Genomic DNA, 21,999 nt, shown 5'->3' with positions numbered 1-21,999 from the left:
CAATATCAAAGCCGCCGCCATGATCGCCAAGGCTGATCGCACGGCTGGTGCTGGTAAAGGCGTTACCGGTTACCTGCAAGGTGCCGCCATCGAGCGTGACTGCGCCTGTTGCAAGACCGAGCTTGGCGTCGGAGGTCACCGACAAGGTCCCCGCGGTGATCCAGGTGCCTCCAGCGTAATTATTGTCCTGCACGAGCGTGGTGGTGCCGGTGCCCATTTGTCTGACAGCCCCTGCGCCAGAGACAAGGTTTGAAACGGAGACGTCATCGGCACGATTGAAAGCCAGGGTGCCGGCATGCGCTGCGTCTGTACCGGTGCTGATAGCGCCCGCGAGGCTGCCACTGGTGCCGCCGTCGCCAAGTTGCAGCACGCCCCCGGTAATATTGGTGGTGCCGGTAAAACCATCGCCGTTGCCACTGATGACCGTCGTTCCGGCGATCTGATTAATTGTGCCCGTGCCCTTGATGTCGGCGTGGACGGCAACGGTGTCGGTCGTATTGAAATTGAGAATCCCGGTGCTGCCGCCGCCATCGCGATTGAATTCAATGGTTCCGACATTGAGGATTCCGCCGGCCCTGGCCGGCGCCCCAGCGGCGCCGCCGACATTGACGATACCCGTGGTGCCGGCCTTGTAAGCGATTTCCAGTGAGTTATCGTTGATGGCGCCACCATCATAAAGGTCCAGGCTGCCGTTACCGAATTGTCCAACCCAGATGCCATGCTGTCCATTCCAGGCAGAACCCTGACCGGAGATCGTCACATGGCCGGTGCCCGAGGTCCCGTTGCCAAGATAAAGCTGGTAACCGGTCACCTGTCCGCCGTCAGCAATTGTCAGATTGCCGGTGCCATCGCCACCAATGATGATGCGTTGGTTGGCAGTCAGCGAAGATCCGGCGCCGGAGACAATCAGATCGGCTGTCGTATTTGAATATGCGCCGACGGTAACAGAGAAAGGATCGACGGAATTGAGATTGATCTCACCGCCATTGCTGATCGTCACTGTGCCAGTGCTGTTATTTTCGTTGCCAATGCGCAGGTCGGCGATCTGCAGACTGGAGCCGGTTCCGTCCACCAAGAGATCTGCGGAGCCAAAGAGGCCCTGATCGCCAACATGGACCGTATCGCCTGTGCCTTTGGCACCGCCTGTGATGCTCAGTGATCCCGCAGTCTGAAATCCAACGACGAGGGTCTGACTGGATGAGAAATCCCAATCGGTGGTACCGGGCGGTGGTGTGGGTGTCACCGAGCCGGTATAGGTGATTTCTGGTTGTGCCATCGCAGGCATGCTTGCCACCAATGGGGTGAGAATGCCAACAGCTGCAGAACACAACAGCCGAGCGCGCAGTCGGAGGAGGGGGTTAACTGACATTCAAACCTCTAGGATGATCGCCTGAGCCGGGATTGTTCCGATTGACCACAGTCGCATGTCTGAGAAATTCACGTTTCATTGCGAGTTACATGCAGGTCCAATTTTAAAGTAGAGGCCGCAATATTAGACAGTAGAAATATAAATATTATCACACAGAAAGCATTATTGTAATGCTTATTAATATAGAGTATAGTTAAGATTGTATTAAAGTGTCGATTGACGTGCTTATAACAACGCGCGGGGTGTGCGAAAACAGCAATTTATAGCGATTTTATTCACGAGTGTTTTTGAAAGTAATAATAAAGGGATATATAATATAAAACTGTTCTTGCAGCCAGCAGGGGGGTGGTCAAGGATGCGGTTGATTTACAGTGCGGACCTGTATCAAGGCGCTCGGCGAAAGGCTTTCGCAATGAGATCCGGAAATCACGACAGAGAAATCCTGTCCATTCTTGCTGACGAAATGCGCATGAAACGGGCAACAGCGCGCATTGGCTGCTGAGAGCATCTCGCACCACACAGGTTCCGCCCGTCATCGCACCGGGGGCCTGTTGGTGGTATTTTGCGACAGCTGCAGCCGGGAACATCAAGCCAAGCGAGGGGGAAGCATATCCCGATAAAGCGAGGTTGCGAACGACAGATGGGCCTTTTTACAACGCTCGCTCCGCGACAGGACTTGCGGTCACAGTTATGCCTATTGCCTATGCCTTGCGGTCCTTCTCGAGACTTTTACGCAGCGCTTCCATGATATCAATCACATTACCGCCGCCTGAGGCCTTGGTCTGCCGCTTGTTCTCGGCGCGGGGCTTGGATTTCTTTTTCTTGGCGGCAATCATCCGTTTGAGGTTTTTCTGCACCGGATCGCTCAGCAGTTCCTCGTTCCAGTCTTCAGTCTTCTGCTTGATGAGGCTGCGCACCATTGTCAGCATTTTCTTTTCGGGCTTACCCGCCTCGACCTTGCTGAAATAGTCTTTCTCATCGCGCACTTCGTCGCCGTAGCGCAGTGTCCAGAGCACAATGCCTTTGTCGCGCGGCTCGAGCAGAACGGCACGCTCGCGGCGATACATTACCAGACGCGCCAGACCGGAGACGCTGGAGCTCGCCATTGCCTCGCGGATGACCGCAAAAGCTTCCGCACCAATTTTATCGGCGGGCGTCAGAAAATGTGGCTTGTCATACCAGATCCAGCCGATACTGTCGCGGGGGACGAATCTGTCGATATCAATTGTTCGTGTGCTTTCAAGTGCGACCGCTTCAAGCTCCTCGTCCTCCAGAATGATGTAGCCACCTTCCGCTTTCTCAAACCCTTTCGCCTGATTCTGATCGCGCACCGGCTTCTGGCTCTGCTGATCGACATAACGACTGATCACCCGATTTCCAGTCTTTTCATTGAGCGTATGAAAGCGCACGCGTTCGGCTTCACTGGTGGCCGGTCGCAGCTCAACGGCACAGGTGACGAGCGAGAGTTTGAGGTAGCCTTTCCAAAAAGCACTGGGCACCGTTTGATCCTTTTCGGTTGCAGGCCTGGTTAGACGATGGAACGCCTCAAGCGGGGCTTGGTTCCGCAGGCCGGGGCAATTGGGAACCCGACCGGGCGCTCTGCGTTAATGGCTGCAGGCTTTTGCTGCGCTAACTATACGAGGTGCCACTTGCTTGACCGATTAAACGCTTCTGCTGCAGAGCCCGCACCGGTGCTGGAGCGCGACCTGCATTATGTCAGCGACAGTGAGCCCGGCATTCGACGACTGCGCTGCGGTACGGGTTTCCGTTACAAGGGCGTTGGCGCAGGCAAAGTCTCGCCCAGGGACATTGAGCGCATCAAGGCGTTGGCCATTCCGCCCGCCTGGGAGAATGTCTGGATCTGCCCGCATCCCAACGGCCATATTCAGGCGACCGGCAGGGATCTGCGCGGACGCAAGCAATATCGCTATCATTGCGAATGGTCAGCGATGCAGGGAGAGACGAAATTCTCCAGTCTCGGTGCCTTCGCAGCCGTGCTGAGCAGCTTGCGAAGACAGATCGAGGCCGATATGCGACGGCGCTCGTTGTGTCGTGAAAAAGTGATTGCGACGATTGTCTGGCTGATGGACCGGTTGCTTGTGCGCGTCGGCAGCCCCGACTATGCGCGCTCCAACAAGAGCTTTGGCGTGACGACCCTGCGCAACCGTCATCTGAAAAATGATGGCAACGACTTGCGGCTGATTTTTAAAGGCAAATCGGGAAAGGACTGGAACCTGCGAATTTCCGACCGACGGATCGCCACGATCATCCGCTCGCTGCAGGAACTACCCGGTCAGCAGCTGTTCCAGTATCTCGATGATGCGGGACAGCGCCATGCCATCACCTCGCAGGATATCAATGACTATCTTCGGGATGCGACGCAGGCCGACTTCACTTCAAAGCATTTTCGGACCTGGGCAGCGACGGCCTCGGCTGTGAAGGGATTGTCAGCCTTGCCGCGTCCCGAAGGTGCGGCAGCGTCGAAACGGGCGTTGAATGCGGAAATCGACAGGATTGCGCAACGGCTTTGCAATACACGCGCTGTCTGCCGACGCTCCTATATTCATCCGTTGGTTTTTGAGCAATGGGAGCAGGATCAACTGACAGCAATGGTGCAAGCGGCCTCCCGTCTGCGTGTTGTAGCGCCATTGCTTGATCAGGATGAGCGGATCGCCTTGAAATGGTTGCGCCATGTGGGTCGGTAAACCGGTGCCAATGACCGTTGAGGCTAATGTTCTGTCAAGAAATGAGATCTGAGTCACGGGGGTTGGACCGGTTACCCATCCTCATTGAGCCATGCTCCATGGTGACACGGAAACCCACCGGGCCTTGCGGATGCCAGGTGAGAGCGCGCTGAAAAGGGTGGGCGCGTCAGCTTTCCGCCTTGAACCGCTTGGCTTCCTCCAACAATTTTTCGCGGTCACGGCCAAATTTTTCGATCAGCGCCTTGGCCTGAAGCGGCGACAGATCGGAGTTTTCAGCCAGGAATTTGATGTCTTCATCCTGGGTGAGGGGATCGGTGTGGTGCGACGTCATGTATTTCTCCTGCTCCGGTTAAAAGATCGCTACGCCAGGCAGCGCCTTTCTTAAGGCGATTGCGCCTGCCGTTGTATGTTCTGGCAACCGTCGATCAGACGAGGCAGGCGGTTGCAATGGCTCTTTGAATGATAACCGCGTGCAGTGCGGTTTGTTCCGTCAGGCGTTTTGGCACGACGACGACCTGCGGCTTGTCTTCAGCTTCCTGGCGCTGAGGAGACGAAGCTATCGAAAGGCAAAGAGTGCTGCGTCGCGATCTTCCTTGCCGTCGAGCGTGTTCGCGAGAATTTCGGCGGCAATCTTGCTGAATGTGATGCCATTGCCGCCATAGCCCATCGCGGCATAGACATTTGGATGGCCTTCAATGGCCCCGATCATCGGCGTGCCGGTGGGAGTTGAGCCAAAGGCCGCCGACCATTGATAAGCCGGCTTGCCGACGTCACAGCCGATCAACCGGCTGATTTTGCGGGCAATTGTCTGGCTTTTCTTTGCGGCTTTTTGTGGGTCCTCAAACGCGTCCTCAGAGGCTTCATCCTCGCCACCGGCGATCAGTCTGCCATCGCTGGCCGTGCGAAAATAAAGATAGGGATCGGACGCCTCCCAGACCAGATAATCACGCAGCCAGGCGGGTGTGGACTGTTGCTTTTGACCGGCGATCGCCCAGGTCGAGATGATCTGATGATTCTTATGCGCCAGCGCTTTGAGGAATTGATAGCCGGTGCAGAACACGACAGCGCCGGCGCTTATCACCGCGCCTTGCGCGGTGGCGAGAGCGACCTGATCGTTGAGACTGAGAAAATCGGTGATTTCCGTGTCGCGAATGATTTCGATACCGCCTTTCACGCAGTGCCGCAACAAACCTGCGGTCAATTGGGCGGGATTGGCGGAGGCCGACATATCGCTTTCAATCGCAGCCGTCCGCTCGATCGCAAAGCGTTGCTTCAATGTGTGGGCGTCGAGAAGTTCCGCACGAAGGCCAATCGCCTGCCGCGCTTCGACTTCTTCCTTGAGCGCGCGTGCGCCATACTCGTCACCGGCCAGATAGAGGGCCTTTTTGCGCTGCATGCTACAATTTATATCAAGCTCTCCTGTCAGCTTGATCAAGGCATCGACACTGTCGGTCGAGCGTTGCCAGATGCGCTCGGCGGCTTTCGCTGTCAAAAGCTTCTTGAGCTTGAACAGTGGAACATCGATCTCATGCTGCAGCATCGCGGTGCTGGCCATCGTGCTGCCAAACACCGGTTGGCGACGGTCAAAGATTGCGATTTTTCTTTTACCGTTCATCATTGCCTGGGCGATCAGCGCGCCACTGATGCCGGCGCCGACCACGATGACATCGTAATGACGGCGGGAGGGTTTTTGTCGCGTGGTCAGGGTAATTCTCGGAGTCGTTTCCCAATAGGGCTGGGACTGTCGCAATTGTCGCTTCTGCGTTGCTTCGTGTTGCGTCAAATTGATTTTCCTTCACGCGGCATTCTCGGTCTTAAACGCGTGCCGGAGCAATTGGTTCGATGCGGTGATCAATTCTTCCAGATTTGACGTTTTCCGCCAGCAAAGGCGCAGCGAAGCTGTTCCGGCAATGAAGGCTTGCCGGAACAACGGATGCTGTTACGCGGCTGTTAAGTCTTGGCCGCTTGCGCAAAACGCGGATCAAAGGTCTGCGCGAAAGTGATCTTCGAATTGGCCAGTTCCGGATCCAGCGCCTTGAGCATGTTCATCATGCTGTCAAAACCATCGGCGGCGATGATGCCTTTTTCGGAATACATGGCACGCGATTTCTCAAATCCGGTCTTATAGAGAGCGCGGTCACCCAGCAGATATTCCTCCGGCACCGTATCAGCCACATCATCAGCGGATGCCTGGTGTATCCATTTGAGTGATTTGACAAAGGCATTAACAACGCGCTGGGTGGTGATCGGGTTGGCGTCGATGAAGCTTTGCTGGACATAGGTGATGGCGGCAGGGTTTGTGCCACCGAACAAGGCGCGGGTACCTTGTTCCGTGCGGGTATCGAGAAGGATCTCGATATCACCGTCGACCTCGAGACGGGTGATGACCGGATCGAGATGCACAAGGGCAGCGATTTCGCCCTTTTTGACGGCTGCCACAGCACTGGCGCCGCCGCCGACACCGATGATCGATGCGTCATCGGCCGACAGGCCGTTCTTGATCAATGCATATTGCAGGAACAGTGAGGTTGAAGAGCCTGGTGCCGTCACCCCGACATTTTGTCCTTTGAGGTCGGCAATGGTTTTGATATCGCCTGCAAGGTCCTTGCGCACAGCGATGCAGATCCCGGGAAACTGGCCGAGTTCGCAGATCGCCTTGATATCCTGGCCGCGATTTTGCATGCGAATAGTGTGTTCATAGGCCCCGGTGACGACATCGACCGAGCCACCGATCAAAGCCTGCAGTGATTTTGCACCGCCGCCAAAATCATTGACGGTGACCGAAAGCCCCTCCTCCTTGAAGAAGCCCTTGCGCTCGGCAATGGTCAGCGGCAGGTAGTAAAACAGTGGCTTGCCACCCACACCAAACATCAGTTCTGGTTTTTCCGGGGTTGCCGACGCGTCCTGCGCATAGGCGGGCAGACGTGCTGCAACACCGGCAATCCCCATCGCGGCTGCACCGAGCAGCACGTCTCTGCGGGTAAAATTCATGGCTTTCCTCCTTGAAATAGCTTGAGAGCGCGCTTAGGCGCCGTTCGGGCTGGCGGTCTTGGGACGCCAGATGAGAAGTCGTTCCTCGACCAGGGAAACCACCCAGTCGATCAGCAACACAAAAGCCGTCAGCACGAACATGCCAGCAAAGACACCGGTGACATCGAACACGCCTTCAGCCTGATGAATGAGATAGCCCAGTCCTGCCGAGGAGCCGAGATATTCACCGACCACGGCACCGACCACGGCAAATCCGACGGCTGTGTGCAGGCTGGAGAACATCCAGGACAGCGCGGAGGGCAAATAGACATTGCGCAACAGCTGACGTTCGTTCATGCCGAGCATGCGTGCGTTCGAAAGGACGGTCTGGTTCACTTCCTTGACGCCCTGATAGACATTGAAGAAGACAATGAAGAAAACCAGCGAGACACCAAGCGCGACCTTCGACCAGATGCCGAGGCCGAGCCACAGCGCAAAGATGGGCGCCAGTACCACGCGTGGCAGTGAATTGGCGGCTTTCACATAGGGGTCAAATATTGCGGCCAGGACCGGCTTGCGTGCAAACCAGAAACCGATCAGCACACCGCCCGCCGAGCCGATAAAAAATGCCAGCATCGCTTCGAGAAGCGTGATACCGAGATGGTACCAGATGGTGCCTTCGACGAACCATTTATAGATGCGCGCGGCGACATCGAGGGGTGTTGAGAAGAAGAACTGGCTTTTGGCGGGGTTTCCCAACAGATGGGTTGCTGTAAACAGGTGCCAGACCAGCAGCAGGACGACCGCAACGCTCAGCTGAGCCAGGAATAAGGCTGGCTTTTTCATGAACTTGCTCCGCTTGTCTGCTGATAGGCTTTAAGAACTTCGTCTTTCAGTGCGTTCCAGATCTCGCGATGGATGTCATGGAACGCGTCGTGCAGGCGAATTTCCGAAATCTCGCGCGGGCGCTTGAGCGGGATGATGTATTCGGCCATGATACGGGCACGCGGACCAGCAGACATGATCACCACCCGATCGGCCAGCGCGATTGCTTCCTCAAGATCATGGGTGACGAACATCACCGCCTTTTTGTCCTGTGACCACAGATCCAGCAGAAGGTCGCCCATGATGACGCGGGTCTGCGCATCGAGCGGTCCGAACGGTTCATCCATCAACAGATATTTTGGATTGCGGATCAGGACCTGCGCCAGGCCCACGCGTTTGCGCTGGCCACCCGACAACATGTGCGGATAGCGATCTCCGAAGTTTGCAAGTCCGACCTTGCTGAGCCATTGCTCGGCCTGCGCGCGGGCATCGGCTTTTGCCGTGCCTGCAACTTCGAGGCCAATCGCCACATTTTCGAGCACGGTTTTCCATGGCATCAATGCGTCTTGTTGAAACAGATAGCCGGCCTTGCGATTAAGACCGCGCAGCGGCTGGCCTTCGATTTCCACGCTCCCGCTTGCCGGCACCAAGAGACCTGCGACCGCGTTGAGCAGGGTTGACTTGCCACAGCCGGTCGGGCCGACGATGGCGACAAATTCATTTTCGGCAACCTGCAGATTGCTTTGCGCGACGGCGTCGAAGCGCTCGCCATTGGCGAGAGCGAAGGATATTTGCACATTCTTGAGATTGATGGCCTGCAAGGGCAAGGTGGTTTGCCGGCTCGAAAAAGAGCTTTTATCCATGTCGGCACGAGCCTGTCTGGATAATGGCGCGGATGGAAATTTCTCTCATAACACTCCTCCAGGCGCGCGAAGCTGGGGGACTGCAGAACCGTCATTGTTCCTTTGCCATCGTCGCGCGCACGGCATTGATCAAAGGCCTACCTATACTGATCCGGCAATAAACTGCAATGCGTTGCGGGCAGAGCTTTTGGCTTTTTCTCAAAAATGGCCTTGGCGCGACACAAAATTGCGTGAGGGCTGTTGCGCAACCCTGCGTGACCTCCTGCGCTGTCGCGAATGGACAGCGGCGCTCAAACCCAAGGATAAAGCGTGTGCTGAAACAAATGTTACCAGGGGGCGGGCAGCCGCGCGCGCTGTGGCACACTGCCGTTGCGGTGTCGCCTTGCGGGGTTGGCTCTAACGCAGGGCTGCTCCTGCTCTGCCGATTGGAGATTGCTGTAGAGCGGAGAGGCGGAACAACCAGGCGGCAGGTCAATCGCGGATCAGCAGACCGGATTCTGTCCGCCCAGCAAATCGCGTGCCAGCAAAAGCGTCATCGCAACGACTGCGCCGCGCCCGATTGCAGAGGACCGGGCGCGGCGTGAGAGGAAAGATAAGACGGCGCGGCGCGCTTAGTAGTGAACCGACAGGGCGTCGAGGGGAGCGGTCTTTGGCGGCGCGAACTTTGTCAGGTCGATGCCTTCGACAGCTGCTTTATATTCCTCGGCGCTTGGGGTGCGACCGAGAATGGCCGAGAGCACCACGACAGGGGTCGAAGCAAGCAGCGACTCGCCCTTTTTGTCGGCAGAATCTTCAACAACGCGGCCCTGAAACAGGCGGGTTGATGTCGCAAGAACGGTATCACCCTTCTCGGCCTTCTCCTGATTGCCCATGCAAAGATTGCAGCCTGGACGCTCGAGATAGAGAATATTCTCATATTCGGTGCGCGCGGCATTCTTTGGCTTGAGATCGTCGAATTCAAAGCCTGAATAGCGCTGGAGGATCTCCCAGTCACCTTCTGCTTTCAGTTCGTCAATGATGTTATAGGTCGGTGCGGCGACGACAAGCGGGGCCTTGAACGACACCTTGCCCTGGTTTTTCTCAATATTTTTGAGCATCTGCGCAACGATCTTCATGTCGCCCTTATGCACCATGCACGAACCGACGAAGCCAAGATCCACCTTTTTGGTACCGCCATAATAGGATACCGGACGAATGGTGTCATGGGTGTAGCGTTTGGAGACATCGGCATTGTTGACGTCGGGATCGGCGATCATCGGTTCATCGATCAGATCGAGATCGACCACCACCTCAGCGAAATAACGGGCATTGGCATCGGGTGCCAAAGCAGGTTTTTCGCCCGAACGGATTTCGGCAATGCGCGCATCCGCCTTGGCGATCAGGCCGCGCAGCGTTCCGGCTGCGTTTTCCATGCCTTTTTCGATCATGATCTTGATGCGGGACTTGGCGATTTCCAGTGACTGGATCAGCGTCTCGTCTTCAGAGATGCAGATCGATGCCTTGGCCTTCATTTCGGCTGTCCAGTCGGTGAAGGTGAAAGCCTGATCGGCAAGCAATGTACCGATATGGACTTCGATAATCCGGCCCTGGAAGACGTTGTCACCGCACTGCTTGAGCATCTGCGCCTGGGTTGCGTGAACGACGTCACGGAAGTCCATATGCGGCTGCATGCTGCCTTTGAACGTGACCTTGACGGATTGCGGAATCGGCATCGTGGCTTCACCGGTGGCCAGCGCCAGCGCGACGGTGCCTGAATCCGCGCCAAAGGCCACGCCTTTCGACATACGGGTATGGCTGTCACCCCCAATGATGATTGCCCAGTCATCGACGGTAATATCGTTGAGAACCTTATGGATGACGTCGGTCATGGAATGATAGACGCCTTTTGGATCGCGGGCAGTGATGAGCCCGAAATTGTTCATGAAGCTCATCAGCTTGGGGATATTGGCCTGGGCTTTCTTGTCCCAGACCGAAGCGGTGTGGCAGCCTGACTGGTAGGCGCCGTCCACCAGTGGCGAGATCACGGTCGCCGCCATGGCCTCGAGTTCCTGTGCGGTCATCAGGCCGGTTGTGTCCTGCGAGCCAACAATATTGACCTTAACGCGAACGTCGGAGCCGGCATGCAGGATCTTGCCCGGCGTCACACCGACCGCATTGCGGTTGAAGATCTTTTCAACGGCAGTCAGGCCCTGACCTTCAATCGTGATTTCCTTATTGGCAGCAAAGACCGGAATGACGTCGACGCCGAGGGTTTCTGCGGCAAATGTCTGGAGCTTCTTGCCAAACACGATGGCGTAGGAACTGCCGGCCTTCATGAACTCCATTTTTTGCGGTGTGAAGGCCGCAGCGACGTCCACCAGAACATTGCCTTGCTCGTCGCAGAGCTGCTTGGCTTTGACATTGATCTTCAGCACCGTTCCGGTTTCGACCGAGAATTGCTGCTCCAGGATCGGATTGCCGTCATTATTGAGGATCGGCTTTCCGTCATCACCGGTCTTCTTGGTCCAGTTTTTCAGATTGATGCCGATCCCGCCCGTCACATCGACGGTGGTCGCGAAAATCGGCGAAATGCCGTTGGTGCCGGCGACGATCGGTGCAAAATTGACGAAGGGCACGTAAGGACTTGCCTGTTTGCCGGTCCAAAGGGCGACATTGTTGACGCCGGACATGCGCGATGAGCCGACGCCCATGGTTCCCTTTTCCGCGATCATCATCACGCGCTTGTCGGGATGCTGCTTCTGAAGCGCGACGATTTCCTGCTGCGCTTCAGGGGTGATCATGCATTGGCCGTGCAACTGGCGATCCGCGCGCGAATGGGCCTGGTTGCCGGGCGAAAGCAGATCGGTTGAAATATCACCTTCGGCGGCGATGAATGTCACCACCTTGATTTCGTCCTCCACTTCGGGGAGCTTGGTGAAGAACTCTGCTTTCGCGTAGCTTTCAAGGACGTCCTTTGCAATGACATTGCCGGCTTGGAAGGCATCACGCAGGCGGAACATGTCGGCGTCGTAAAGGAAGACCTGTGTCTTGAGAACTTCGCCGGCCTTGAAGGCCAGGGCGGCATCATCGCCCAGAGCGACGTCGAGCAATACGCGGATCGACGGGCCGCCCTTCATGTGGGACAGGAGTACAAGCGCGAAGTCCGGAGAAATCTCCGCGACGTTCTTCTCACCCTGAATGATCTGTTTGAGAAACGCCGCCTTGACTGCGGCGGCGGCCGTGGTTCCTGGCAGCGTATTGTAGATGAAGAATTTCAGGGCATCGGCGCGGCGCGGATTTTTGGTGTCTTCGATCAGAGCGATGATTTCCGCGACGAGCCCGCCATCATCGATCGGCTTTGGATCAAGACCTTGCGGTTGTCTGCTTTTGATCTCAGCCAGGTAATCCATGTAAAGGGTCATTGTGATCTCGACGCTCTATTTGAAGGGGCGCGAAAAGACTGCGCACCGCGTGATTGTTGCAGGTTTGCGGTTTTCATAAGTCTTTGAGCCTTGGCAATCAACACTGTTGTTTTGCACAAACACACGCGCCACAGCGGTTGTGATGTCGCAGCTGGCAGATTGCCGGATTTGACGGCCGCCAGTGCACCGGGCGACGCGTGGAGCATGATGGAAGGCAAATCGATGTCCAGGTTTGAACGGGACAAGAGACCCTCGGTATCGATCTCGATGTTGCAGTGCTGTTGCTAAATGCTGATGGGCTATTGACGTGGTGGGCCCGCAATCGGAGGTTCTGCTCACAAGGATTTCGTTCTGTCAGCGCTGATCTGAGCGGGCAAAGGCAAGAGAGGTTCGATGCATCTGCTGGCGCGATTAAGGCGAAGGGATCGGCGGCGATGGCCGCTTTACGGCCAATCCGAGCTTCTGGCCGGGCTTTTGGGTTGAAAGGCAATGATTCTGCAGGCAAGGTGCAGGATATGGCGCCTGGCATGGGGTGATGGGTTCTGCCTCGGTTCGCGTTGCTTGCGTTTTTGAGATCAAACGAGAATTGTGGAGAACAAAGCGAAGTTGCCGCCGCCAGATCTCGGTTCTGTGCGTCTACAGCGATGAGCGTCCTTATCGATTAAGCGTACCCATTGTGTCTTCTGGGACCGTTCGCCGAACACCGTGGTGGCGGAATTCTTTAACCGCTGTGATCCGGTCGTTGTTTGCAGGCAGAGAAAAATGCAGAGACCGCAAAAAAGCGGCAAGCTTCTGACAGACCCGTGCCATCGTCGATCGCAGAGCGCACCAGGATGGGCCAGATTGGGCTAGGGACTGGAGGGAGCATGCAGGAAAGTTTCAGTGCATTGGCGCAGCGTGTGCTGCCGCAGGTTCTCGTTCAGGCACGACCATTCACTAGTGTCGAGAACGGCTATTGTCTGTTTCTGTCGATCAGTGATGGCAGCGCGCGTGCTGTTACAGTGAAGGCTTACGCCGCAAGCATTGAAGCCTGTTGGTCGGCGCTTCTTAAAGAGGCGGAAGATCATCTATCAAAAACGGGGTGTCTGTCGTTAAATGGCTTCGGACTGACTGGGTCCACCAGGCGACCGCGCTTTATTGGCGTGAATTGAAAGCGCAAATTGCGGCGAGCAAGCGCAATTATTTCCGTGACTGGATCGCTTTTGACGCTGAATTTTCCACAGCCTTGCTTGAAGTGGAAATCAATGCCAATTCACTACTTAATAGCGATAGGCAGCACAGCAATGCCGATGTCAGCCTCGATAAGATCAATCACTATCTCATAAAAGCAGGCGCATCGCTTCCTGTCACGCCCGCAGAAGAAGCCAGGATCTACCGTTTCACCACCAGCAGGATTTTTGTCGAAGCGGGGGGGGGGGCGGCAATTTACCCGCTTGAGCAGGCAGGCCGCAACAGTGGACGCCGGGTCATTGAGGCGCTTGATCGCGATGATCTGGATGGATTGATCATGCGGGGCAGTCTCTATCTTGCGTCGGAGGTCAATGAAAACGGTCGGTCCAACTATGGCTGGTATCCGTGTTTTGATCGCCCGATCAATGGCTATAATAGCCTTCGCCGTGCCAGTTCTCTCTACGCGATGAGTGGGGCGTATGAGGTTACCGGCGATAAGGTGCTGGGAGAAGCGATCGAGCGCGGTCTTGGCTCCCTCACCGAGCGGCTGATCAGACGGGTTGAACATCAGGACGTCAGGCTTGCGGTACTGGTGGATACCCAGGACGAGATCAAACTGGGTGGCAATGCGTTCTGCCTTCTGGCGCTGGTCAAATATAGCGAACTGAAAAAGACGAGGCGCTATCATGGAGGGAATGAAGCGGTCCCGGTTCACGGAAGAACAGATCATTGGAATATTGAAAGAGCAGGAAGCTGGACGGCCCTGTGCTGAAGGATTCGCAGGCACGGGATCAGCCGGGCGACCTTCTATGTGTATGTTGATCTGGGGCTCGATGAGCCGGTTGTGGTCCGTGAAAGCGGCGTTTCACAGTGAATGCCCCCGGAGCGTCTTTATTGAGAAAGCCGATGACTGCGCAGATGCATCGGTTTGATAAGGATGGGCGTGCACTTGCCAAAGCCTATGAACACAAAAATGAAGAAATTCAGGAACAATACGCGGCGCGATTGGGTTTTCCTGTTTGAAGTCTTCTCCCGAACCGAAACGAAACAGCGGCGATGGCGTCGCAATCCAAGGAGAAATCACGTGTCAATACGGACGATCGTCTGGGGCGAGAATATACACGAGCAGGTCAATGAAACCGTGCGTCAACTCTATCCCGAAGGGATGCATCACACGATCGCTGCGGCGTTGAATGCAGACAGCGCGATTGCGGCCTCGACAGCCACATTGCAGGAGGTGGACCATGGTCTGAGTGAAGAGCGGCTTGCTCAAACAGATGTCCTGGTCTGGTGGGGCCATAAGGACCATGGCGGTGTCAGGGACGATGTGGTGGAACGCGTGGCCCGGCGGGTTTTTGAAGGCATGGGACTGATTGTGCTGCATTCAGGACATTTCTCGAAAATCTTCAAGCGACTGATGGGGACACCCTGCGCGCTGAAGTGGCGGGAAGCCGGTGAGCGCGAACGGGTATGGGTGGTCAATAAGGGCCATCCGATCGCCCAGGGGCTTGGCGAGAACTTCGTGCTGGAAAACGAGGAAATGTATGGCGAACAGTTTTCGGTTCCCGAACCGCTGGAGACAGTGTTCATTTCCTGGTTCGCAGGTGGCGAGGTATTTCGCTCCGGCATGACCTGGCGTCGTGGAGCGGGCAATGTATTTTATTTCCGTCCCGGGCATGAGACCTACCCGACCTATCATGATGATAATGTCAGTCTTGTGCTGCGCAATGCGGTCAAATGGGCCTATAATCCGCAGCCTGCTTTCACAGCCATTCACACCGCGCCCAATGTCGCGATCGAACAGGCGCTGGAGCCGATCGTCGAGCGCGGGCCCAAACTGCACAAGCCGGGCGAAGCCGGTTATCGTTGAGGTGAAGCATGCGTCTTCTCATTCTTGGAACCGGCGGCATGGCGAAAAACCATGTCGAGGCCTTTTCGGCGATCGATGGCGTTGAAGTCGTTGCGGCCTGCGATGTGTCGGCGGAGCGTGTCGATGCTTTCTCGGAGAATCACGGCATTCATAATCGTTTCACCCGGCTTGAGGATGCGATTGACTGGGGCCGCTTTGACGCGGTCGCCAATGTGACGCCCGATGCCATTCACCACCCAACCTCTTTGGCGCTGACCGGAGCGGGCAAGCATATTTTCTGCGAGAAGCCGCTGGCGGAAAGCTATCAGAAGGCCGTGGAAATGGCCGAGGCAGCCGAACAGGCCTCTATCGTGAATATGGTCAATCTGACCTATCGCAACGTGGCGCCGTTGCAGAAGGCGCGACAGCTTGTGATGGCGGGCGAGATCGGTCAGATCCGCCATTTTGAAGCCTCCTATCTGCAAAGCTGGCTGGTCTCCAAGACATGGGGCGACTGGAAGTCGGAAAGCAAATGGCTCTGGCGGCTTTCGAGCCGGCATGGCTCCAATGGCGTGCTAGGTGACGTGGGCATCCATATTCTTGATTTTGCGTCCTATGCGATCGGAAGTGACGTCGAACGCGCCTCCGCGCGGCTCAAGACTTTTACCAAGGCGGAGAATGACCATATCGGCGAATATGTGCTGGATGCCAATGACAGCTTCGTTATGATGGCGGAATATGCCAATGGCGCGCTCGGTGTGATTCATGCCAGTCGCTGGGCGACCGGGCATCTCAATGAATTGCGTCTGCGCATTCATGGAGACAAGGGGGCCCTGGAAGTCGTTCACACGCCGATCGGTTCAAGCCTGTGCGGCTCGATCGGCGCGGATATTGAAATTCCATCTTGGCGCGCAATAGAGGCGGAACCGGTCGAGACCAATTATCAGCGCTTTGCCCGCGCCGTTGCCGATGGTGTGGGATTGGAGCCCAATTTCCGCCATGCCGCCAATCTGCAGCGCGTGCTGGATCACGCGATGAGCCGGGATGCACCCTTGCCGACGGTTGCAGAAAACTGACATAGCGTGCCGCTGATGATCAACAAGGCTCTTTTTGGCAGGCTTGCTGGCACGTGCTTCGTGCGGATTTTGTCGGTCGACCGCGCGCTTTCCGGGCAGGTCATGCTCCTATTTCGGAAAATTGATTGCCCACTTGCTAGGAACGCGCGTTTGTGCGCGGGGGCAAGGCTGTCCTATCTCCTCTTCCCCTCCGAATGGGAGGACCGACCATGGCGTTGCATGGGGGCAAATCCGTTCAACCAAGAAGGGAACCGGCTGACGTGAGAATGGGCCGCAATCGAAAATTCTTCAGCTGTTCGAGAATGCGCGCAGCCTGAGCTCGGCTGGAATGGCGCCGATGGCAGTGCCTATCGCATGGGAGGGTGAGGGGATCGAGTTTTTTGTCATTGCGGCTTTTCGATCCACTGCCGTTCGGTCGCTGCGACGGGGCCAGGGACGCATTGGCGTTGCATCCATTGGCTGCAAAGCTGGCGCAACATCGCTGGTGGAACGGTAGTGATGATTTACACTGTAAGCAGAATCATTTCTTTTGCGTTTTTTTGAAAGGAATTTTTACATTGAAGATTGAAGAACTGATTGGCGTCGAATGTTTGAAAGCGATCCTTGAATACAAGGGAAAAATCCTTCTGGAGTTTGATTTTCCGGAAGACATGGAGACAGGGCGGGTTCATATGGAGTTGGATTCCGATAGTGCGCGCAAAGTCGCGCAGTTTTTGCTGCGTGCGGCCGACGGGATCGATGGGGTTATCAATCATACGCTAAACTGAGGGTTAGCAGATCCAATCTCGCGGATCGCGCCGGTGGATATTGTCGGCTTTTGTTGGGTTGGCCTCATTGTCGATCGCCTGTATTGGCGTGGGCGGCGATTGCGTGGGTTCCATCTCCCTAACATCTTGGCCGGCGCTTTCAAAGACCTGCAGTTGAGACTTCGGCGCATCCTCCGGCTTGGGTTTGCCGGGCTTATGGACGGGCGGCTCAACCAGTTCGATATCAATACTGTGGTCGGGTTGTGGCGCGCGGTTGGGAGGCAAGCGGCAAAACACAAGGACTGCCAGCGCCAGATGAAACAGGGTGGAAGCGGGTGGACCCCAGCCCAGGTTCACAAAATTCTTGTCAGAAAATGCTGTATGGGGTGAATGGCTCGTCCTAGAGCCGATGACATTGGAGACGAAAGCAACGAGGAACACGTGTAGAGAACGAATTTGCTGTGGTTTTCAAGCCCGCAGCTTATCTCCCCTGCACGGCGGATATCTGCCGTGCGTGGAAAGGAAACGGGTGGCGAGGGGTGCATGCACTTGGCCGGCAGGGTGCTGATTTCTGAGGATAGAGGATAAAAGGCTTTCAAGTGGCCCACTAATCTGCAACAATTGCCGAACCAATTTTTTAGTCAACACAATGTCACTTTCTTATTTTTATAATTTGCTAGTTGCCTAGTCCGAAAGCGGTCAGATCAACCGCTGTGCACAGTCCGACGATAGATAATCCCTGCTTGATAGTCAGGTTTCTCACCTAACGCGTACACATGCCGGCGAAGCGCGACCTTTTTTGGTGAGTGTAAAGAATGAGCCACGGTAGTCAGGGCGCTGGAATGGATAAGGTTTCAGCGACCGAGAATGAAAATGAATGCGCCCAGTTGACTGCGCCGGGGCCACATAGGCCTGCAACGCCGCAGAGCGGCTTCCGACCACAGAGCCAGCGCTTCGGAGAGGGGGGCGAACAGGTCCTTCGTGGCGCGGATTTCCCGGGATCTGGCCAGGCCGGCGAACGACTTGATATTTTCTTTGAGGAGCTGGCGGATCAATACCGCTCCGCCGTCGCGGTCATTTCGGGCGGTGAAAGCCTGACCTATCAGGATCTCGACGAACGCTCCAATCAGTTCGCGCGTCTGCTCAAGCAGCGTGGCGTTGCGCCCGGTGACCGCATTGGTCTGTTGCTCGACCGCTCAGCGGAAACCTATATCACGCTTTTGGCAGTGATGAAGGTTGGCGCGGCCTATGTTCCGCTTGCGACAGCGTTTCCGGAAGACCGGATGGCGCTGATCATCGAGGATGCCAATGTCAAACTGGTGATTTCCCTGCGCGCCTATGTCGAGCGAGTTGAGAAAATGCCGGTGCCGCATGTTTTAATGGACGATTGCGCCGCGGCCATTGCCGCGCAATCAAACGCGAGGTTGGAGACTGCGGGGAGAACCGAAAATCCCGACGAGATCTGCTATATTCTCTACACATCGGGGACGACTGGTCGGCCAAAAGGCGTCGCCATCCGGCATCAGAGCTTCTGCAACTTCCTCCGCGTCGCCGCCGCTGCCTATGGCTATCAGGCAAGTGACCGCGTTTATCACGGCATGACGATCGCCTTTGATTTCTCGGCCGAGGAATATTGGGTGCCGTTTGTGGCCGGCGCGACCGTCATACCCGCGCCGGGACCGCTGACGTTTGTTGGTGAGGAACTCGCCGATTTTCTGCGCGACAATGCGATCAATTGCATGGCCTGCAGCCCGACCTTGCTGTCCTCGATCGAGAGTGATGTGCCCGGGCTTCGGCTTTTGATGGTGGGCGGTGAAGCTTGTCCGCTCAACCTTGTTGCGCGCTGGAGCAAGCACGGACGTCTTTTGCTCAATACCTATGGCCCGACAGAGGCGACGGTGACTGCGACCATGGGTGTGTTGACGCCGGAAAAGCCGGTGACGATTGGCGTGCCTTTGCCGACCTATTCCATTGTCATCCTTGATCCGAATGAGGCGAGGCTCAGCGATCCCGATGAACTGGGTGAAATCGGCATCGCCGGCATCGGACTTGCGGTGGGTTATCTCAACCGGCCAGATTTGACCGATCTGAAATTCATTCCCGATTTCATTGGTCTGCCGAACAATCCGTCCGGTCGGATCTACCGCACCGGTGATCTGGGCCGTATCAATGCGGCGGGCGAGATCGAGTATCACGGTCGCATCGATACACAGGTCAAGATCCGTGGTTACCGTATTGAGCTTGGTGAAATCGAAGCGGTGCTTCTGGATGAACCGGCGATCGCCCAGGCCGCCGTCACCACTTGGGAAGTGGAGCCGGGTCGTGTGGAGCTGGTTGCCTATTATGCGCCCAAATCCGGGATGGCGCCGATTGAACGCGCGGATATTGTACGGGAGCTGAAACGGCGACTGCCATCCTATATGGTTCCGGCCTATCTGGAAAAGCTCGCTGCGATCCCGATGACCGTATCAAACAAGGCGGATCTGCGGCAATTGCCCAAGCCGACCAATGTGCGGCTGTCGGCCGAGCGGGAGTTGGTGGCGCCTAACAATGACGACGAACGCTTTATGGCAGAGGTGCTGGCGCAGATTCTTAATCTCGATGTGGTTTCGGTTGACGATCATTTCTTTGACGATCTGGGTGCCAACTCGCTTTTGATGGCCCGCTTTTGCGCACGTTTGCGGACCGCTCAGGGTTGGGAAATGGCGTCGATGCGCGATATTTATCTGCATCCGACAATCAGCGGACTCGCACGGCATCTCCTGGTGCCCCAGCACACGGTCGCGTCGGTCACCGAACAGAGCCTGACCCATAAAGCTTCCAATCTGGCCTATTGGGCGTGTGGTGCCGCGCAGCTGGCTTTCTACGCGCTCTACAGCTATGTCGGCCTGATGTTCTTCGACAAGGGGTTGGACTGGGTCTATCTGAAGCTCGACGAGCCCGTGCAGCTTTATCTGCGCTGCGTTGTTCTGGCAGGCGCCAGCTTTTTTGGAATGACCGGCTTTGCGATCCTCGCCAAATGGCTGCTGATTGGTCGCTGGAAACAAGAGCGCTTTCCGATCTGGGGGCTTCGCTATTATCGTTTCTGGGTTGTCCAGACATTGATACGGACGGCACCTGTTGTGCTGTTCCGGGGCAATCCGCTTTACAGCCTCTATCTGCGTCTGCTGGGCGCCAAGCTTGGTCGCAACACCGCTATTGAATGTCGGGCGATCCCGGTGTGTACCGACCTGATTTCGATCGGCGAAAACTCCATTCTGCGGCGGGAGAGCAATATTCTGGGCTATCGCGCGGAGAGTGGCTATATCCATACCGGGTCGGTGATCATTGGCAGGGATGCCTTTGTCGGTGTTGGCTCGACGCTCGATATTGACACCGGGATTGGCGATGGCGCGCAGCTCGGACACGCATCGTCCCTGCAGCGCGGCCAGTTCATTCCCGATGGCGAGCATTGGCATGGGTCGCCTGCGGCGCAAACGACGGCTGATTACTGCAAGATACGCAGCATCACGCTGTCAAAGACCCGTCGGGTCATTTTTGAACTTCTGCAGCTCATCGGCCTGTTCACGCTTGTCACGCCGTTTCCGCTGCTTTTTCACAGTTACTGGCAGAATGTGAGCGATGATTATCAGGAGACGATCGGCATTGTCGCGATCGGCACCACGGTCACGCTATTGGGCGCAATCGCCGTTTCATTGCTTGCGGCGGTTGCTGTGCCGCGCATTGTTCGACTTTTCCTTAAAGCCAACCGGACCTACACATTGTACGGCTTCCATTACTGGCTCCAATCCCTGGTGGAACTGAGCAGCAATTCGCGGCTCCTCAATCTGTTGTTTGGCGACAGCTCGGCGATCGTTCCCTATATGCGCGCGCTTGGCTGGAACCTCAATGAGGTGGTACAGACGGGATCGAATTTCGGAACCAATCAGCAGCAGGAAAATCCGCTGCTCTGCGAGATCGGCTCGAGGACCATGGTCTCGGACGGGTTGTTCATGATCAATATGCACAAGTCCGCCGCCACCTTCAGGCTGGAGCACACGCGCATTGGGGAACGCAATTATTTCGGCAACAACATCTTTTATCCGCCCGACGGAAAAACTGGTGATAATTGTCTTTTGGGCACCAAGGTCATGGTGCCGATTGACGGGCGCCTGCGCGAGAATGTCGGGCTGCTGGGATCGCCATCGTTTGAAATCCCGCGCATTGTCAATCGCGACAAGGAACTGATAGCCAGTATTGACGAGACTGATCGTCTGGCGCGGCTGCGGCGCAAGAACGTCCACAATCTGCGCACCGGTCTGATGTTCCTCGCCGCGCAGTGGCTGATGCTGTTTGCGACGATTGCAATTTGGGACCGCGCGCTCAACTACTATGATGCCTGGACGCATAAGGCTTTGTTTGTCGCGGTCTTTTTGACCTCGGCGATCGCCATTCCATTCTATATCCTGATCGAGCGTTTGTCCTTGGGCTTCAAAGGGCTCAAGCCACGCATGACCACCATTTATGATGCTGCGTTCTGGTGTCATGAGCGGCATTGGAAATTGTCGGATTCGCCGATTACGCGGCTTTTTCCCGGCACGCCGTTCCGCCCGATGATCCTGCGGATGCTGGGTGTGAAAGTAGGCAAGCGCGTCTATGATGGCGGCGCAAATCTCACCGAACGATCGCTGGTGATCATCGGTGATGATGCCACGCTGAACGAGGGATCGGTCATTCAGCCGCATTCGCTTGAAGAAGGCGCGTTCAAATCGGATTTCATCACCATTGGCAGCGGCTGCACATTGGGGCCATCGGCATTCATTCATTATGGCGTGGTCATGGGGGAAGGCTCGATCGTCGATGTGGATTCCTTTGTCATGAAGGGCGAAGTGCTCGAACCCTACTCGGTATGGCGGGGCAATCCGGCCAAGCTGAACCGGTTTGTGGTGCCGGTTGATCCGCAGGGTGTGGTGCTCGCCGATGTGAGCCATGCAGGCAGGCTTTATCAGAGGGGCACAAGAGCGCCTGCGGCGCAGAAGGGCTGAC

At 56.2% G+C, this 21,999-nt stretch carries 15 protein-coding genes and 1 pseudogene; 7 read left to right on the top strand and 9 right to left on the bottom strand.

Annotated elements, in window-relative coordinates; translation table 11 throughout:
• Window positions 1–1,369: beta strand repeat-containing protein (locus QBD00_RS22125; protein WP_412535057.1), on the bottom strand; the 1,369-nt coding region annotated here is incomplete at its 3' end.
• Between the two features lie 701 nt (window positions 1,370–2,070).
• The gene (locus tag QBD00_RS22120; RefSeq protein ID WP_151095180.1) at window positions 2,071–2,868 is read right to left on the bottom strand and encodes a Ku protein; all 798 of its coding nucleotides are present in this window, start codon (window positions 2,866–2,868) and stop codon (window positions 2,071–2,073) included.
• A 150-nt stretch (window positions 2,869–3,018) separates the two neighbouring features.
• On the opposite strand from QBD00_RS22120, the gene QBD00_RS22115 reads away from it, so the two are divergent.
• On the top strand, window positions 3,019–4,074 hold the full coding sequence (locus QBD00_RS22115) for a DNA topoisomerase IB (RefSeq protein ID WP_151095182.1): 1,056 nt from the start codon (window positions 3,019–3,021) through the stop codon (window positions 4,072–4,074).
• Between the two features lie 166 nt (window positions 4,075–4,240).
• Here QBD00_RS22115 and QBD00_RS22110 read toward each other — a convergent pair whose 3' ends face one another.
• The 6 genes from QBD00_RS22110 to QBD00_RS22085 form a co-directional block, all read right to left on the bottom strand.
• The gene (locus QBD00_RS22110) at window positions 4,241–4,405 is read right to left on the bottom strand and encodes a hypothetical protein (protein ID WP_167377076.1); all 165 of its coding nucleotides are present in this window, start codon (window positions 4,403–4,405) and stop codon (window positions 4,241–4,243) included.
• A 225-nt stretch (window positions 4,406–4,630) separates the two neighbouring features.
• Window positions 4,631–5,857 (bottom strand): FAD-dependent oxidoreductase, encoded by a 1,227-nt coding sequence (locus QBD00_RS22105; protein ID WP_318580550.1) that lies wholly within the window; start codon window positions 5,855–5,857, stop codon window positions 4,631–4,633.
• 167 nt (window positions 5,858–6,024) lie between these two features.
• Complete coding sequence (locus QBD00_RS22100; RefSeq protein ID WP_318580549.1) at window positions 6,025–7,065, bottom strand: ABC transporter substrate-binding protein; 1,041 nt, start codon at window positions 7,063–7,065, stop codon at window positions 6,025–6,027.
• 33 nt (window positions 7,066–7,098) lie between these two features.
• The gene (locus tag QBD00_RS22095; RefSeq protein WP_318580548.1) at window positions 7,099–7,890 is read right to left on the bottom strand and encodes an ABC transporter permease; all 792 of its coding nucleotides are present in this window, start codon (window positions 7,888–7,890) and stop codon (window positions 7,099–7,101) included.
• Window positions 7,887–8,732: an ABC transporter ATP-binding protein gene (locus QBD00_RS22090; protein ID WP_318580547.1), complete on the bottom strand. Its 846-nt coding sequence runs from the start codon at window positions 8,730–8,732 to the stop codon at window positions 7,887–7,889. Before QBD00_RS22090 ends, QBD00_RS22095 begins: the two co-directional genes overlap by 4 nt.
• A gap of 611 nt (window positions 8,733–9,343) precedes the next feature.
• Window positions 9,344–12,133, bottom strand: coding sequence for a bifunctional aconitate hydratase 2/2-methylisocitrate dehydratase (locus tag QBD00_RS22085; protein ID WP_318580546.1), 2,790 nt, complete (start codon window positions 12,131–12,133; stop codon window positions 9,344–9,346).
• A gap of 866 nt (window positions 12,134–12,999) precedes the next feature.
• Between QBD00_RS22085 and QBD00_RS22080 the strand changes: the two genes are divergently transcribed.
• The 5 genes and pseudogenes from QBD00_RS22080 to QBD00_RS22060 all read left to right on the top strand — a co-directional run bounded on the left by QBD00_RS22080 (window position 13,000) and on the right by QBD00_RS22060 (window position 16,995).
• Entirely contained in the window at window positions 13,000–13,284 is a 285-nt protein-coding gene (locus QBD00_RS22080; RefSeq protein WP_318580545.1) for a hypothetical protein, read from the top strand.
• Between the two features lie 714 nt (window positions 13,285–13,998).
• Window positions 13,999–14,114 (top strand): annotated as a pseudogene (locus QBD00_RS23675) (transposase); the annotation flags it as partial.
• A gap of 273 nt (window positions 14,115–14,387) precedes the next feature.
• Window positions 14,388–15,173 (top strand): ThuA domain-containing protein, encoded by a 786-nt coding sequence (locus QBD00_RS22070; RefSeq protein WP_151095201.1) that lies wholly within the window; start codon window positions 14,388–14,390, stop codon window positions 15,171–15,173.
• 8 nt (window positions 15,174–15,181) lie between these two features.
• A complete protein-coding gene (locus QBD00_RS22065) occupies window positions 15,182–16,228 on the top strand; it encodes a Gfo/Idh/MocA family protein (protein ID WP_151095203.1) in 1,047 nt (348 codons plus the stop codon).
• A gap of 380 nt (window positions 16,229–16,608) precedes the next feature.
• Window positions 16,609–16,995: a hypothetical protein gene (locus tag QBD00_RS22060; RefSeq protein WP_151095205.1), complete on the top strand. Its 387-nt coding sequence runs from the start codon at window positions 16,609–16,611 to the stop codon at window positions 16,993–16,995.
• A 3-nt stretch (window positions 16,996–16,998) separates the two neighbouring features.
• Here QBD00_RS22060 and QBD00_RS22055 read toward each other — a convergent pair whose 3' ends face one another.
• Window positions 16,999–17,415: a hypothetical protein gene (locus QBD00_RS22055; protein WP_191793907.1), complete on the bottom strand. Its 417-nt coding sequence runs from the start codon at window positions 17,413–17,415 to the stop codon at window positions 16,999–17,001.
• A gap of 374 nt (window positions 17,416–17,789) precedes the next feature.
• Between QBD00_RS22055 and QBD00_RS22050 the strand changes: the two genes are divergently transcribed.
• Complete coding sequence (locus tag QBD00_RS22050) at window positions 17,790–21,998, top strand: Pls/PosA family non-ribosomal peptide synthetase (protein WP_318580543.1); 4,209 nt, start codon at window positions 17,790–17,792, stop codon at window positions 21,996–21,998.
• The last annotated feature ends 1 nt before the right edge of the window (window position 21,999 follow it).

The organism is Ochrobactrum sp. AN78, assembly GCF_029909885.1.
Lineage (GTDB): Bacteria > Pseudomonadota > Alphaproteobacteria > Rhizobiales > Rhizobiaceae > Brucella > Brucella quorumnocens.
The sequence above is the reverse complement of the archived record's forward strand: the minus strand, read 5'-3'. Positions and strand labels throughout refer to the sequence as shown.

Bases quoted from the DNA above. Each gene is read 5' to 3' on its own strand.
- QBD00_RS22090 (WP_318580547.1), bottom strand. From the start codon at position 8,732: ATGGATAAAAGCTCTTTTTCGAGCCGGCAAACCACCTTGCCCTTGCAG.
- QBD00_RS22110 (WP_167377076.1), bottom strand. From the start codon at position 4,405: ATGACGTCGCACCACACCGATCCCCTCACCCAGGATGAAGACATCAAA.
- QBD00_RS22085 (WP_318580546.1), bottom strand. From the start codon at position 12,133: ATGACCCTTTACATGGATTACCTGGCTGAGATCAAAAGCAGACAACCG.
- QBD00_RS22100 (WP_318580549.1), bottom strand. From the start codon at position 7,065: ATGAATTTTACCCGCAGAGACGTGCTGCTCGGTGCAGCCGCGATGGGG.
- QBD00_RS22080 (WP_318580545.1), top strand. From the start codon at position 13,000: ATGCAGGAAAGTTTCAGTGCATTGGCGCAGCGTGTGCTGCCGCAGGTT.
- QBD00_RS22065 (WP_151095203.1), top strand. From the start codon at position 15,182: ATGCGTCTTCTCATTCTTGGAACCGGCGGCATGGCGAAAAACCATGTC.
- QBD00_RS22095 (WP_318580548.1), bottom strand. From the start codon at position 7,890: ATGAAAAAGCCAGCCTTATTCCTGGCTCAGCTGAGCGTTGCGGTCGTC.
- QBD00_RS22050 (WP_318580543.1), top strand. From the start codon at position 17,790: ATGAGCCACGGTAGTCAGGGCGCTGGAATGGATAAGGTTTCAGCGACC.